The organism is Streptomyces sp. NPDC001868 (genome assembly GCF_040297125.1).
GTDB lineage: Bacteria > Actinomycetota > Actinomycetes > Streptomycetales > Streptomycetaceae > Streptomyces.
In genome coordinates, this window is sequence record NZ_JBEOYO010000011.1 from 209,300 (window position 1) to 226,028 (window position 16,729).

The 16,729-nt window shown below is 75.5% G+C and carries 2 protein-coding genes; both read left to right on the forward strand.

Features of this window, described 5'->3' with window-relative positions; all coding sequences use genetic code 11:
* Positions 1-54 precede the first annotated feature (54 nt).
* Complete coding sequence (locus ABT147_RS16390) at positions 55-9,462, forward strand: type I polyketide synthase (RefSeq protein WP_351406346.1); 9,408 nt, start codon at positions 55-57, stop codon at positions 9,460-9,462.
* A partial coding sequence (locus tag ABT147_RS16395) for an SDR family NAD(P)-dependent oxidoreductase (protein WP_351406348.1) occupies positions 9,459-16,729 on the forward strand: 7,271 nt, incomplete at its 3' end. The genes ABT147_RS16390 and ABT147_RS16395, both read left to right, overlap by 4 nt.

Below are 16,729 nucleotides of genomic sequence, written 5' to 3' on the forward strand. Positions count from 1 at the left end.
CGGCCCGCGCCGCGAGTTGTCTCCGTATGTTCTGGATCACAGGGAGGGAAGCGGATGACGGGTGCGTCCGAGGCGATCGCGGTGGTCGGCATCGCGTGCCGGCTGCCCGGGGCCACCGACCCGGCGGAGTTCGCCGCCCTGCTGGCCCGTGGCGGTGACGCCGTCGCCGAGGTGCCCGCCGAACGCCGCTCCGCCGTCCCCGACACCCCCGGCCGCCCGGCCAGGGGCGGATTCCTGGACCGGGTGGACGGGTTCGACGCCGGCTTCTTCGGGGTCTCCCCGCGCGAGGCCGCCGCCATGGACCCGCAGCAACGCCTGCTGCTGGAACTGGGCTGGGAGGCGCTCGAACACACCGGCACCGTCCCCGCCGAGCTCGCCGGCACCCGCACCGGCGTCTTCGTCGGCGCCCTCGCCGACGACTACGCCCGGCTCGTCCAGCGGTACGGCCCCGACGCCGTCTCCCCCCACACCTTCACCGGCGTACAGCGCTCCCTCCTCGCCAACCGGATCTCGTACACCCTCGGCCTGCGCGGTCCCAGCCTGACGGTCGACACCGGCCAGTCCTCCTCGCTCGTCGCCGTCCACCTGGCCGTGGAGAGCCTCCGGCGCGGCGAGTGCGCGCTCGCGCTCGCCGGCGGCGTCAACCTGATCCTGGCCCCCGACAGCACCCACGCCGTCGACCGCCTCGGCGCCCTCTCGCCCGACGGCCGCTGCCACACCTTCGACGCCCGCGCCAACGGCTACGTGCGCGGCGAGGGCGGCGGCCTCGTCGTCCTCAAGCCGCTCTCCCGGGCACTAGCCGACGGCGACCGCGTCCACTGCCTGATCCGGGGCAGCGCCGTCAACAACGACGGCGGCGGCAGCGGACTGACCGTCCCCGACCCCGACGCCCAGCACGAGGTACTGCTCCTCGCCTGCGAGCGGGCCGGCACCGATCCCGCCGACATCCAGTACGTCGAACTCCACGGCACCGGAACGCCCGAGGGCGACCCCGCCGAGGCCGCCGCGCTCGGCCGCGCCCTGGGCGCCGCCCGCCCCGCCGACCGGCCCCTGCGCGTCGGCTCGGTCAAGACCAACATCGGCCACCTGGAAGGCGCCGCCGGCATCGCCGGGCTCCTCAAGACGGTGCTCTGCCTGCGCGACGCCCGCCTCGTACCGACCCTCCACCACGAGACCCCGCACCCCCGCATCCCCCTGCGCGACCTGCGGATCACCGTCCAGCGCACCGCCGAACCCTGGCCGGACACCGCCGGATCACCACGGGTCGCCGGAGTCAGCTCCTTCGGACTCGGCGGCACGAACTGCCATGTGGTGCTGTCCAGTTGGGAGGCGGACACGAGTCCGGAGGACGACGGAGGCGGCAGCGGGCCGGCCCGGATCCCGGTGGTCGCCGAAGGGCGTGCGCCCGCCGTGGTGCCCTGGGTGCTGTCCGCCCGTACCCCCCAGGCACTCGCCGATCAGGCGCGGGCCCTGCTGGAGGCCGCCCCCGAGGCGACGCCCGCCGACCTCGGCCACGCCCTGCTGACGACCCGCACCCTCTTCCCGCACCGGGCGGTCGTGCTCGGCTCCGACCACCCCGCCAGGCTGCGCGGCCTCACCGCGCTCGCGGCGGGCGAACGCTCACCCGCTCTCGTCACCTCGCCGGGCTGGCGACCCGCCGGACACGGGCCCGGCCCCGTCTTCGTGTTCCCCGGCCAGGGCTCCCAATGGGCGGGCATGGCCGTCGAACTCCTCGACACGGAACCGGAGTTCGCCGCCGCCTGGGCCCGCTGCGAACAGGCCCTCGCCGCCTGCGTCGACTGGTCCCCGACCGCCGTCCTGCGGGAAACGCCCGGCGCACCGGGCCTCGACCGGGTCGAGGTGCTCCAGCCCGTGCTGTGGGCCGTGATGGTCAGCCTCGCCGAGGTGTGGCGCGCGTACGGCGTCGAGCCCGCCGCGGTCGTCGGGCACTCGCAGGGCGAAGTCGCCGCGGCCTGTGTGGCCGGCGTCCTCTCGCTCGCCGACGGCGCCCGGATCGCCGTACGCCGTGCCGAACTGATCGGCCGCCGGCTCTCGGGAGGGGGCGGCATGGTGGCCGTACCCGAGCCCGAGGAGAACGCCCTCGCCCGGCTGGCGGCACTCGGCGGACGGGTCGAACTCGCCGCCATCAACGGCCCCGGCGCGGTCGTGGTGGCCGGCGACACCGACGCGCTGGACGAACTGCTGGCCTCCTGCGCCGCCGACGACGTACGCGCCCGTCGCATCGCCGTGGACTACGCCTCCCACTCCTCCCGCGTCGAGGCCGTACACGCCGAACTCATGGACGCCCTTACGGACATCACCCCGCTGCCCGCCCGGATCCCTCTGCACTCCACCGTCGACCGGGGGCAGGTGGTGCTCGGGGAGGACGGGCCCCGGCTGGACGGTTCCTACTGGTACCGGAACCTGCGCGAGCCGGTCGCCTTCGCCTCCGCCGTCACCGCCCTGGCCGAGGCCGGCCACCACACCTTCATCGAGATCAGCCCCCATCCGGTCCTCACCGCCTCGGTGGCCGCCACCGTCGAACACACCGGCGCCGTACCGGTCGTCGTCCCCACGCTGCGCCGCAACCACGGAGGCCCCGAGCAGTTCGCGGCGGGCCTGGCCCAGGCGTTCGTCGCGGGGACGGACGTGGACTGGACGACCGCGTACACCGCACACCGGCCCGGCCCGCCTCTGGAACTGCCGACGTATCGGTTCCAGCGGCGACGGCATTGGCTGGTTGCGGGGGGTGGTGCGATGAGTGCGGTGGAGGGGGCGAGTGCGGCGGGTGTAGTGGGAGCGGTGGGTGCCGCTGGTATGCCGGGTGCCGCTGGTACGGCGGGTGCAGCAGGTGCGGGAATCGGTGTCGGTGTCGGTGCGGTGCCGGATGACCGGACGGTGGGCGGCGCGCGTGACGTCCTCGACCTCGTGCGTGCCGAGGCCGCTGCGGTCCTCGGCCATGACGCGGCGGCGGACGTCGACCCGGGGCTGACGTTCAAGGACCTCGGCCTCGACTCGCACCTGGCCCTCGAACTGCGGACCCGGCTGGGCGCCGTGACCGGCCGACGGCTGCCCACCACGCTGCTGTTCGACCACCCCACGCCCGGCGCGGTCGCCCGGCATCTCGCCGAGGACCATGGGGTCGGGCCGACATCACCCGGGGTCGTGTCCGCTTCCGGGGTCGTGTCCGGGGCCGGGGCTGGGGCCGTGTCTGGGTCCGTGTCGACGGCTGCGGCAACCGCAACCGCAGCCGCCTCGTCCGCCTCGTCGGCGTCGGCTGATTCTTCCGATTCGGCCGAGGATCCGATCGCGATCGTCGGCATGGCCTGCCGTCTGCCCGGGGGCATCCGCGATCCCGAGGGGCTGTGGCGGGCTGTTCTGGACGGGGTCGACGCGATCTCCGCGCCGCCGGCCGACCGGGGCTGGGAGGACGAGGGCCACCGGGGAGGCTTCCTCGCCGAGGCCGCCGACTTCGACGCCGAGCTGTTCGGTATCGCGCCGCGCGAAGCCCTGGCGATGGACCCGCAGCAGCGGCTGCTCCTGGAGACGGCGTGGGAGGCCGTGGAACGGGCGGGCATCGCCCCGTCGTCCCTGCGCTCCACCCGGACCGGCGTCTACGTCGGTGCCATGTCCCAGGAGTACGGCCCCCGGCTCCACGACGCCCCCGACGACCTGCGCGGCCACCTCCTCACCGGGAACACGGCCGGTGTCCTCTCCGGCCGTCTGTCCTACGTCCTCGGCTGCGAGGGTCCGGCCGTCACCGTGGACACGGCCTGCTCGTCCTCGCTGGTCGCCCTCCACCTGGCCGCCGAGTCCCTGCGGCGAGGGGAGTGCACGACGGCCCTCGCGGCGGGTGTGGCGGTGATGGCGACCCCGGGTCTGTTCGCGGAGTTCGCGCGCCAGGGCGGGCTGGCGGGCGACGGCCGCTGCAAGGCGTTCGGGGCGGGGGCCGACGGTACCGGCTGGTCGGAGGGGGTCGGCGTCCTCGTCGTCGAACGGCTCTCCGACGCCCGCCGCAACGGCCGTTCCGTCCTCGCGTTGTTGCGCGGTTCGGCGGTCAACCAGGACGGGGCCTCCAACGGCCTCACCGCCCCCAATGGGCCCGCCCAACAAGGGGTGATCCGCGACGCGTTGGCGAGCGCCGGGCTGTCGCCCGCGGATGTGGACGCCGTGGAGGCCCATGGGACGGGGACGCGGCTCGGCGACCCGATCGAGGCGCACGCACTGCTCGCCACGTACGGGCAGAACCGTGAACGGCCGCTGTGGCTCGGGTCGTTGAAGTCGAACATCGGCCATGCCCAGGCCGCCGCCGGAGTGGCCGGTGTCATCAAGACGGTGCTGGCGCTGCGGCACGGGGTGCTGCCGCGCACCCTGCACGTGGACGAGCCGTCGCCCGAGGTCGACTGGTCGGCGGGGTCGGTGGAACTGCTGATCGAGTCCCAGCCTTGGCCGGAGACGGGCCGTCCACGGCGGGCGGGGGTGTCGTCGTTCGGGATCAGCGGGACGAACGCGCATGTCGTGCTCGAACAGGCGCCTGTCCATGCCGGTGGTGACGAAGGTCCCAGGGCGGACCAGCCCGGTCCGTCGCCCGAGTGCGCTCCAGTCCCCCCGGTCTCCCCGGCCTCCCCGGTGTCCCCGGTGTCCCCGGTCCCCCTGGTCCTGTCGGCCGCGACCGAGGACGCGCTGCGGGCGCAGGCGGGGCGGTTGCGCGCCCGGCTCGCCGAAGCTCCCGCCGAGGCCACCCTCCGCGGACTCGCCGGGCTCGGCCACGCGCTGGCCGTGACCCGGGCCGCGCTGCCGCACCGGGCCGCTGTCGTGGCCGCCGACCGCGCGGAGGTGTTGGCCGACCTGGACGCCCTGGCGGCCGGGGCCGAGACGGCCACGGCGTTCCGGGCGACGGCCGTCGACGGGCGGACCGCGTTCCTCTTCACCGGCCAGGGCAGTCAACGCCCGCGCATGGGGCTGGAGTTGGCCGCCGACCAGCCCGTGTTCCGGGGTGCCGTCGACGACGTGGCGGCGCAACTCGACCCGCATCTGACGAGGCCCCTGGCGAAGGTACTGGCCGACGAGACCGGCCTGCTCGACCGCACCGAGTACGCCCAGCCCGCCCTGTTCGCCCTCGAAGTGGCCCTCTTCCGGCAGCTGCAACACTGGGGGATCGCCCCCGACCACCTGCTCGGCCACTCCGTCGGCGCGCTCGCGGCGGCCCATGTCGCGGGGGTGCTGTCGCTGCCGGACGCCTGCCGGCTCGTCGCGGCCCGTGGCCGGCTGATGCAGGCGCTGCCCGGGACGGGTGCCATGGCCGCCGTGGAGGCCACCGAGGCGGAGATCCTGCCCGAACTCGTCGGACGCGGCCACGAGATCGGCCTCGCCGCCGTCAACGGCCCGACGGCGGTGGTGATCTCCGGTGACACCGAAGCGGTGGCCCGCGTGGCACGCGACTGGGAGCGCCGTGGCCGCCGTACCCGCATGCTGCGGGTCTCCCACGCCTTCCACTCACCCCACATGGACGCGATGCTCGCCGACTTCGACGAGGTCGCCCGCTCGGTGACCTACCACCCGCCGGCCCTCTCCGTGATCAGCGATGTCACGGGGGAACCGGCGACGGACGCCGACCTGTGCTCGCCCGACTACTGGGTCCGCCACGTGCGCGAGACCGTCCGCTTCCACGACGGTGTGCGCCAGCTGCGGGCCCTGGGCACTACGCGGTACCTGGAGCTGGGTCCGGACGGGGTGCTCGGCGCGATGGTGCGGGAGTGCTTGGCGGAGGGGAGTGACGGGCGCGGTGTGACGGGCGGGGGGCTTGAGGGATGTGAGGGGCGTGGTGTTGCGGAGCGGAGCGAAGGGGTGGGTGTCCGTGTCGCGGGGCGGGCCGACGCGCTCGTCGTGCCGTTGTTGCGTGCTGGGCGGCCGGAGCCGCTGAGCGCCGTGACCGCCGTCGCCCGGTTGCACGTGACAGGCCACACCCCCGACTGGGCCTCGGTCTTCGAAGGGCACCCGCCCGCTCCTCCCGAGTCCCTGCCGACCTACGCCTTCCAGCGGCGCCGCTACTGGCTCGCCCCCACGACGGCCCAGCCCGCAACCGCGCCCGGTACGACACCGCTCAGCCATCCGCTGCTCTCCTCGGCCCTCACCCTCGCGGACTCCGGGCACACCGTGCTGACCGGCCGGCTCTCCACGACCACCCATCCCTGGCTCGCGGACCGCACGGTGCACGACCGGGTGGCCGTACCCGACACGGTGCTCCTGGACCTCGCCGTCACCGCCGCGCGCGAGACCGGCGCCGGACAGGTCGCCGCACTACGGCCCACCGCACCGCTGCCGCCGCCCGCGCACGGAGCGCTGGAGCTCCAGGTCACGGTCGGCCCCCAGGACGGCGTGCACGGCCACCGCCCCGTGACCGTGCACGCCCGCGCCGAGGGCGGTGACACCGGATGGGTCCGACACGCGGAGGGCGCTCTCGCGCCCGCGACCGGCGCGGAGCGCGCCGGGGCCGGGCGGTCCGGGCACGGCGGGGGCGCCCCTGTACCCGCGCCCGCCACGGACGTCGACACGGGCGGAGCGGGGGAGTGGCCGCCGAGAGGGGCCGAGCCGGTCGATGTGCGGGCCCTCGCCGACGGGTACGGGTACGACTCGGGGGCCGCTGTCACGTACGGGCCCGGTCTCTCCGCTCTGCGCGCGGTGTGGCGGTGTGGCGCAGAGCTGTGGGCCGAGTTGGTCGTACCGGACTCCGACCGCGCCACCGCCGCCGACTTCGGGCTGCACCCGGCGCTCCTGGAGAGCGTGCTGCACGCCCTCCGACTCACCCGGGCGGACGGCGACGGAACGTGGTACGCGGCGACCTACCGCCACGTCAGCGTGCCGGGCGTCCCGACCGGGCGACTGCGGGTGCGGATCACGCCGGCCGGCGTGGGCGACGGCCACTCCGACGGCGACGGCCAGCCCGGTGGCGACGGCCAGTCCTACGGCCACGGCGACGGCGATAGCCACTCCGACGGCGTCGGCCACGGCCAGGGCGAGGGCGAGGGCGCGGGCGCGGGCGTCAGCCACTGTGCTGGTGCCGGTGGCAGTACCACTGCCGGCGTGGGCGTGGGCGTGGGCGTCGGCCATGGCGTGGGTGTCGGCGTCCGGATCACCGACCCCGCCGGGCGCCTCGTGGCGAGCGTCGGCACGCTCACCTCGCGTCCGCTGCCCACCCCCACCGAGTCGGCCGACCACTCCTACGCCAACACCGCGCCGTACGAACTGGCTTGGCGCCCCGTCGAACAGCCGCTAGGCGCACCGCCCGCCCGCTGGGCCCTGCTGGGCGACCCCGATCTCCTCCCGGCCGGAGCACTGCCCGGCGCCGACCACCACCGGGACCTCGCCTCCCTCACGACCGCGCACACGCTGCCGGAACTGGTCGTTGCCCGCTGCGCCACCGCACCGGCCGACGGGGACGCGGGCTCCACCGGGGCCGCCGCCCGCGCCGTTGCCCAGGGGGCGGCACGGCTCGCCCGCGCCTGGCTCGCCGACGAACGTCTCGCCGACACCCGGCTGGTCGTCGTCACGCGCCGGGCGGTCGCGGTCGACGACGGCCCGTGCGAGCCCGGTGAGGCACCCGCCTGGGGCCTGTTCCGCTCGGCGCAGACCGAACACCCCGGCCGTTTCCTGCTGGTGGACCTGGACGACGACCCCGTTTCCGCCGCCGCCCTGCCCGCAGCGGCCGCCTGCGGCGAGCCCCAGATCGCCATCCGGGCCGGCCGCCTGCATGCACCCCGCCTAGTCCGACCGAGGCCCCTCGCCCCCGACACGGCGCCGACAACGGGCCCCACCCCATCCGTGTCCCACGGCACGCGGCGGCCCTCCACCCCCCTCGCCCCGGAAGCAGCCGTACCCGCCGAGGCGGTCAGGCCCACCCTCGACACCGCCGGGCCCACCCTCGACCCCGACGGAACCGTCCTCGTCACCGGCGGTACCGGATCCCTGGGGCGCCTGGTCGCCCGGCATCTGGTCGCGCGGCACGGTGTCCGGAATCTGTTGCTGGTCAGTCGTCGGGGCGCCGAGGCGCCGGGCATCGGCGAAGCCGTCGCCGCGCTCGGTGCGGGCGTGCGGGTCACGGTCGCCGCCTGTGACGTGGCGGACCGGGACGCGGTCGCCGCCGTTCTCGCGGGGATCCCCGGGGCGCACCCGCTCACCGCGGTCGTGCACACGGCGGGTGTGCTCCATGACTCCGTCGTCGAAGCCATCGAGCCCTGCGACCTCGACCGGGTACTGCGGCCCAAGATCGACGCGGCCTGGCACCTGCACGAGCTGACCGCCGGGGCCGACCTCTCCGCGTTCGTGCTGTTCTCGTCCGTCTCCGGGATCAACGGGGCGGCGGGGCAGGGCAGTTACGCGGCAGGCAACGCCTTCCTCGACGCGCTGGCGCAGGCACGCCGTGCCCGGGGGCTGCCCGCCGTGTCGCTCGCCTGGGGGCCCTGGGCTCCCGGCGGAGGCATGACCGGCGGTCTCACCGAGACGGATCTGCGCCGGATGCGCCGCACAGGACTGCTGCCGCTCGACCCGGCCCACGGCCTCGCCCTCCTCGACGCCGCCCTGTCCCGGCCGGGCCCCGCGCTACGACTGCCGCTGGCACTGTCCCTGCCGGTCGTGCGGCGGACGGCGTACGACGGCGAGGCGCTGCCGCTCTACCGCGAACTGGCGGGCAGCGCGTGGCGCGACCCCGCCGAGGCGGACCTCCTCGGCGCCGGCCGCGAAGAAGCGGGTGGCGGCGCGACCGCCGGCTCCACGCCGGTACGGCTGTCGGCCGGGGCCGGGCGTTCCGCCCCGGAGCAGGAGGCCGCCCTCCTCGAACAGGTCCGCGCGCACGCCGCCGCCGTGCTCGGCCACCGCGACGGACGACGGGTGGACGCGGCCCGCACCTTCAAGGAGCTGGGGTTCGACTCCCTGATGGGCGTCGAACTCCGCAACAGGCTGACCACCGCGAGCGGCCACCGCATGCCCGCCGGACTGCTGTTCAACCAGCCCACACCCCAGGCGGTCGCCCGCTATCTGCGCACCCGCCTCGCCCCACCGGCCCCGCCGACCCCCGCCGGGACACTCGCCGACGGGATCGACCGGCTGGAAGAACTCCTGGCCGGCGCCCCCGCCGACCCCACTGATCCCGCCGAACTGCGCCACGCGGCCGACCGGTTGCGCATCCTGCTCGCCCGCTGCGAGACGCCGTACGCCGTCACCGTCCCCGAGGGCGGCAGGGAGACAGCGACAGCACCGACGGCCGGCAACGGCACACACCCCGGCACGAGCAGCACGAACGGCGTGAATGGAAGCAACGGCGCGAGCGGCGCGAACGATGCGCACGGGGCGGACACCGTCGAGGGCGGCGGCGTACGGGCGGCACTCAGCACAGCCAGTGTCGACGATCTCTTCTCCTTCATCGACCGGGAACTCGGTACCGACCGGCAGGAGCACGGGCAATGACGGACATGGCGGCAGCGGAATCCGAGAAGCTGGTCGAGTACCTCAAGCGCGTCACGGCCGAACTCCACGAGACCCGTGGCCGGTTGCGGAGGGCCGAGGACAGCGCGCGTGAGCCGATCGCGATCGTCGGCGTCGGCTGCCGGCTGCCGGGCGGCGTGGACTCGCCGCGACGGCTGTGGGAGTTGGTGGCCGGCGGACACGACGCCATCGGCGAGGTCCCGGCCGACCGGGGCTGGGACGTCGTGTACCCGGGTGGCTTCCTGCCGGACGTGGCGGGCTTCGACGCGGCCTTCTTCGGTGTCTCGCCGCGCGAGGCCGCCGCCATGGACCCGCAGCAGCGACTGCTCCTGGAGACCGCCTGGGAGGCTTTCGAACACGCCGGGATCGCCCCGCGCTCGCCCGCGTCCCGGCGGACGGGAGTCTTCGCGGGGCTCGTCGCCCAGGAGTACGGGCCCCGCCTGGACGAGGCGTCCGACGACACCGGCGGGCATGTGCTGACCGGTACCACCGCGAGCGTGGCCTCCGGCCGTATCGCCTACACCTTCGACTTCGACGGCCCGGCCGTCACCGTGGACACCGCCTGCTCGTCCTCCCTGGTCGCCCTGCATCTGGCCGCCCAGGCGCTGCGGCGCGGCGACTGCGACCTGGCGCTCGCCGGCGGGGTGTGCGTGCTGCCGACGCCCGGCACCTTCCTCACCTTCGAACGACAGGGCGGCCTCGCGCCGGACGGCCGCTGCAAGGCCTTCGGGGCCGGCGCCGACGGGACGGGCTGGTCCGAGGGCGCCGTACTGCTCCTCGTCGAGCGGCTGTCCGACGCCCGCCGCAACGGCCACCCGGTCCTCGCCGTCGTACGGGGTACGGCGGTGAACCAGGACGGTGCCTCCAACGGGCTCACCGCGCCCAGTGGTCCCGCGCAGGAACGGGTCGTCCGGGCCGCGCTCGCCGACGCCGGGCTGACCGCCGCCGACATCGACGCGGTGGAGGCGCACGGCACCGGCACCCGGCTCGGCGACCCCATCGAGGCCGAGGCCCTGCTCGCCGTCTACGGCGACGGCCGCCCCGCCGACCGTCCGCTGTGGCTGGGCTCCCTGAAGTCGAACATCGGCCACACGCAGGCCGCCGCGGGCGCCGCCGGTGTCGTCAAGACGCTGCTGGCGATGCGGCACGGCATCCTGCCGCCGACCCTGCACGCCTCCGAGCCCACCCGTGAGGTGGACTGGTCCGACGGCACGGTACGGCTGCTGACGGAGTCCCGGCCGTGGCCGGAGACGGGCCGCCCGCGCCGGGCGGGTGTCTCGTCGTTCGGCATCAGCGGCACCAACGCCCACGTCATCCTCGAACAGGCCCCCGCCCCCGCCGACATCGACGCCAACGCCGGTGCCGACATCGAGACCGGCGCCGTCGACCCGGCCGAGACCCCGTTCACCGTGCCGCCCCTGCTGCCCTGGCCGCTCACCGCCCGCTCGTCGGCCGCGCTCCGCGACCGGGCCCGCATCCTGCACCGGCACCTGGAGGCCGCCGCCGAAGCCGCCGCCGAAGCCGCCGCCGAGGCCTCCGCGGCGGACGTCGCCCGGTCGCTCGCCACCGTCCCGGCACCCCTGGAGCACCGTACGGTCGCCCTCGCACCCGACCGCGACGGCCTGCTCGCCCTGCTGGCGCGGGCCGCCGAGGGCGAGACCCCGCGGGGTCTCGTACGCGGCCACCACGCGGGCCCCGGGCCCGCCCGCACCGTGTTCGTCTTCCCCGGCCAGGGCTCCCAGTGGGCCGGCATGGCGGTCGACCTGCTGGACGCCTCACCGGTGTTCGCCCGCCGCATGGCCGAGTGCGAGGCCGCCCTCGCCCCGTACGCCGACTGGCGGCTCACCGACGTCCTGCGTGCCCCGGACGCCGCGCGGCTGCTGACACGTGTGGACGTCGTGCAGCCCGTGCTGTGGGCGGTCGTCGTCTCCCTCGCCGAGCTGTGGGCCTCCTGCGGGGTACGGCCCGACGCGGTCGTCGGCCACTCCCAGGGCGAGATCGCCGCCGCTGTCGTCGCCGGCGCGCTCACCCTCGACGACGGCGCCCGCGTCGTCGCCCTGCGCTCCCGGGCACTGGCCGAACTGCCGGACCGGGGCGGCATGCTCTCCGTCGCGGAACCCGCCGACGCCGTACGCGCCCGCCTGGCCTCCTTCTCCGGCCGTCTCGACATCGGCGCCGTCAACGGCCCGGCCTCGACCGTCGTCACCGGCGACGAGACGGACCTCGACGCCCTGGCGGCCGACTGTGCCCGCGACGGCGTACGCGCCCAGCGCGTCAACATCGACTACGCGTCCCACTCCCCGCGCGTCGCCGCCCTGGAGGACCGGATCACCGACCTCCTCGCCCCCGTACGCCCCCTCCCCGGCCGTATCGCCTACTACTCCCCGCTCACCGGCGGCCGCCTGGAGACGACCGGGCTCGACGCCGGTTACTGGTACCGCAGCCTGCGCCACACCGTCAGGTTCGAGGAGGCCACCCGCGCCGCGCTCGACGACGGGCACACTCTGTTCATCGAGGTCAGTCCGCATCCAGTGCTCGTCGGCGCGGTCCAGGGCACCCTGGACGCGGCCGAGGAGACCGCCGCCGTGCTCGGCACCCTGCGGCGGGGGCCGGGCGGCCGGCCCGAGCGGTTCGTGGAGGCCCTCGCCGAGGCGTACGTCCATGGGGCGTCCGTCGACTGGACGGCTCTCGTCGCCGGCACCGGCGCCCGCCGCGTCGAGCTGCCCACCTACCCGTTCCAACGCTCCGGGCACTGGCTGAGCAGGCCCTCGGCCGCGGTCGGCTCCGACGATCCCGCCACGGCCGCCCTGTGGGAGGCCGTGGACCGGGACGACATAGCGGGCGTGGCCGGGCAGTTGGGCGTACAGCCCGACGACTCCCTCGCGGACACCGTGCGCGCGCTGGCCGCCTGGCGGGCCGACTCCCGCCGGACCACCGCCATCGACCGCTGCCGCTACCGGGTCGCCTGGAAGCCCGTCCCCGTCCCCGCGTCGGCGGGCCCCCGGCTCACCGGCGACTGGGTGCTGCTGACACCCGGCGACCACGCTTCGTCCGACGGCCCCGACTTCGCGGACTGGGCGGAGGAAACCCTCCTCGCCCACGGCGCCGACCGCGTCCACCGGATCCCGGTCACCGCAGCGACCGGGCGTACGGAACTCGCCGAGCTGCTGCGCCGCCACGCCTCCGCCGCCGGCGTCGTCTCCCTCCTCGGCACCGACATACGCCCCCACCCCGACCACCCGACCGTCCCCACCGGCGTCGCCACCACCCTCACGGCCGCCCAGGCCCTCCTGGACGCCGACGGCAACGCCCCGCTGTGGTGCCTCACCCGGGGGGCGGTCACCACGGGCCCGGACGGCGGACCGCCGAACGCCAAGGCCGAGCCCGACTTTGGCGCTGGCGGTGGCGGTGGAGTTGGCGGTCGCGGTCGCGGTGGCGAAGGTGCCGACGTCGGCCCTGTGCCCGGTTCCGTCCCCGTCCCCGTCCCCGGTCCGAGTCCGGAACAGGCCCAGATCTGGGGGCTCGGCCGGGTCGCCGGGCTGGAGACGCCGGGTATCTGGGGTGGGCTCATCGACCTGCCGATCCACCTCGACACCCCGGCGGCCCACATGCTCGGCGCCGTACTCGCCGCCCCCGGCGACGAACAGGAGTGGGCGCTGCGCGCCGGGGGCCCCCTCGTCCGCCGCCTCGTCCGGGCCCCGCGCGCCGCGTCGTCCGCCGCTTTGGGCGCCGCTGTGTCTTCCTTTCCGGGCGCCGCCGGGGCCGTCGCTTCTGGCGCCCACGCGACCATCGATCCGCGTGCCGCCGCGACGGCCGCTCCTGGCGCCGATGAGACTGCCGCTCCGCGTGCCGCCTCGTCCGCCGCCTCGCGGGCCGCTGTGCCTTCCGCTCCGTGTGCCGCCGCGACCGCCGCTCCTGGCGCCGCCGGGGCCGTCGCTCCGCGTACCGCCTCGTCTGCCACTCCTGGCGCCGCCGCGACCACCGCTCCGCCCGCCACCGGGCCCACCGCTCCGCCCGCCACCGAGCCGTCCACCCCGCCCGCCTCGACGCCCCCCACCCCGCCCGCCTCGGCGAGCACCCCCACCGGCCGCTGGCAGCCGCGCGGCACGGTCCTGATCACCGGTGGGACCGGTGCCCTGGGGGGTCACGTCGCTCGTCGGCTGGCTCGGGAAGGTGTGGACCATCTCGTGCTGACCGGCCGTCGTGGGGCCGAGGCGCCCGGGGCCGCCGAACTGGCCGAGGAGCTGCGTGCCTTGGGCGCGCGGGTGACGCTCGCCGCCTGTGATGTCGGGGACCGTGACGCACTGGCCGCCGTCCTGGACGCGATCCCCGCCGAACAACCCCTCACCGCCGTCGTGCACGCCGCGGGCGTCAGCGCGCTCGGCCGGCTCGACACCACCAACTGCGCCGACCTCGCCGCGATGGCGGAGGGGAAGGTGAGCGGCGCACGCCACCTGGACGACCTCCTCGCCGACCGCGACCTCGACGCCTTCGTTCTCTTCTCCTCCGGCGCCGCCGTCTGGGGAGGCGCCCGCCAGGCCGCCTACGCGGCAGCCAACGCCCACCTCGACGCCCTCGCCGCCCGCCGCCGCGCCCGTGGACTGACCGCCACCTGTGTGGCGTGGGGCAGTTGGGGCGGGGGCGGGATGGTCGACGCCCGGATCCAGCGCGTGTTCGAGCGGATCGGCGTACGGGCCATGGACCCGGACCTCGCCGTCGGGGCGCTGTTCGACGCCGTCGCCCGGGGCGAGACCCGGCTGACGGTCACCGACATGGACTGGCGGGCCTTCGCCACCGGCTTCCGCCTCTCCCGTCGCCGCACCCTCCTCGACGACATCCCCGAGGCCACCGACACGCCCCCGACCGCCGAACCCGCCCCGGACGCGGAGCACAACGCGGAGCGCACCACCGGCACCTCCGCCCTGGCGGACACCCTGACCGGCCTCACCGACCGCGAACGCGACCGCCGCCTGCTGGACCTCGTACGCTCCGCCGCCGCCACGGCCCTCGGCCACGCCGACACGGCCGAGGTCGGCGCCACCGCCACCTTCCGCGACCTCGGCCTCGACTCCGTGACCGCCATCGACCTCCGCAACCGGCTCGCCACCGCCACCGGCCTGACCCTGCCCGGCACCCTCGTCTTCGACCACCCCACCCCCACCGCCGTCGCCACCGAACTGCGCACCCTGCTCACCCCCGACCCGGCCCCGGTATCGGCATTGGCCTCGGCATCGGCATCGGAGGGGACCCGTACACCCGTACTCACCGACGACCCCATCGCCGTCGTCGCCATGTCCTGCCGTCTGCCCGGCGGCGTGACCTCACCCGAGGACCTGTGGCGCCTGGTCGCCGAAGGCCGCGACGGCATCACCCCCTTCCCGGCCGACCGGGGCTGGAACACCGCCGCACTCGGCGACGGGCACGCCCTCCCCGGCGAGGGCGGATTCCTGCACGACCTCGCCGGCTTCGACGCCGCGTTCTTCGGTATCTCGCCGCGCGAGGCCCTGGCGATGGACCCGCAGCAGCGGCTGTTGCTGGAGGTCTCGTGGGAGGCGATCGAACGGGCCGGCATCGACCCGCTCTCCCTGCGCGGCAGCCGTACCGGCGTCTTCGTCGGCGCCGGACACTTCGACTACGCCTCCCTGGCCCTCGCCACCGAAGAGGGCAAGGACTACGCCCTCACCGGCTCCGCCGGCAGCGTCCTCTCCGGCCGGATCGCGTACACGCTCGGCCTTGAGGGCCCGGCGGTCACCGTCGACACCGCGTGCTCCTCCTCCCTCGTCGCCCTGCACGACGCGGCCCGCGCCCTGCGCGACGGCGAGTGCGGACTCGCCCTCGTCGGCGGCGCCGCCGTGATGGCCACCACCGCCGCCTACGAGGCCTTCGCCCGGCAGGGCGGCCTCGCCGCCGACGGCCGCTGCAAGGCCTTCGCGGACACGGCCGACGGCACGGGGTGGTCGGAGGGGGTGGGCGTGCTGGTCGTGGAGCGGTTGTCCGACGCCCGTCGCAACGGCCACCCGGTGCTGGCGGTGGTGCGGGGTTCGGCGGTGAACCAGGACGGCGCGTCCAACGGCCTCACCGCGCCGAACGGCCCCTCCCAACAGCGGGTGATCCGGGACGCTTTGGCGAGCGCGGGCCTGTCGCCCGCCGACGTGGACGCAGTGGAGGCCCACGGCACCGGCACCCGGCTCGGCGACCCCATCGAGGCCCAGGCCCTGCTCGCGACGTACGGGCAGGAACGTGAACGGCCTTTGTATCTGGGGTCGTTGAAGTCGAACATCGGTCATGCCCAGGCCGCGGCAGGCGTCGCGGGGGTCATCAAGACCGTCATGGCACTCCGGCACGGGGCGCTGCCGCGCACCCTCCACGTGGACGCGCCGACGGGGCAGGTCGACTGGGCCGCCGGTGCGGTGGAGCTGCTGACCGAGGCCCGGGAGTGGCCGGAGACGGGGCGTCCGCGCCGGGCCGGTGTGTCGGCCTTCGGGGTCAGCGGCACCAACGCCCACCTCATCCTCGAACAGGGCGATGCGCTCGAACAGGGCGATACGGACGAGCCGGGCGCCGCCCCGGACACCGGCCGCCCCCTGCCGGTCGTGCCCCTGCTGCTGTCGGCCCGGGGAACCACCGCCCTGCGCGCCCAGGCCGCACGCCTGCGCGACCTCCTGGACGGCGAGGCAGAGACACCCGCCCTGCACGACATCGGTCTCACCCTCGCCGCACACCGCGCCGCGCTCGACCACCGCGCCGCCGTCCTGGCCGCCGACAAGGAGACCTTCCGCGCCGCCCTCGACGCGCTGGCCGAGGACCGCCCGTACCCCGGCCTCGCGCGGGGAACAGCCGCCACCGGAAGCGGCCTGGCGGTGGTGTTCTCCGGTCAGGGGGCTCAACGGGTGGGTATGGGCCGTGACTTGTATGAGGCGTTTCCGGTGTTCGCGGCGGCGTTCGACGAGGTGTGCGAGGGCTTCGAGGGGTTGTTGCCGGATTCCTTGCAGGAGGTGGTGTTCGACGGTCTGGCGGAGGAGTTGGAGTCGACGGGGTGGGCGCAGCCGGCTCTCTTCGCTTTGGAAGTGGCGTTGTTCCGGCTGCTGGAGTCGTGGGGTGTACGGCCGGATGTGTTGATGGGGCATTCGCTGGGTGAGCTGGTGGCGGCGCACGTGTCCGGGGTGTGGTCGCTGGAGGATGCCTGTCGGGTGGTGGCGGCGCGGGCGCGGTTGATGCAGGCGTTGCCGTCGGGCGGGGCGATGTGGGC

Coding starts and splice junctions, on each gene's coding strand:
- ABT147_RS16390 (WP_351406346.1), top strand. CDS start 55: ATGACGGGTGCGTCCGAGGCGATCGCGGTGGTCGGCATCGCGTGCCGG.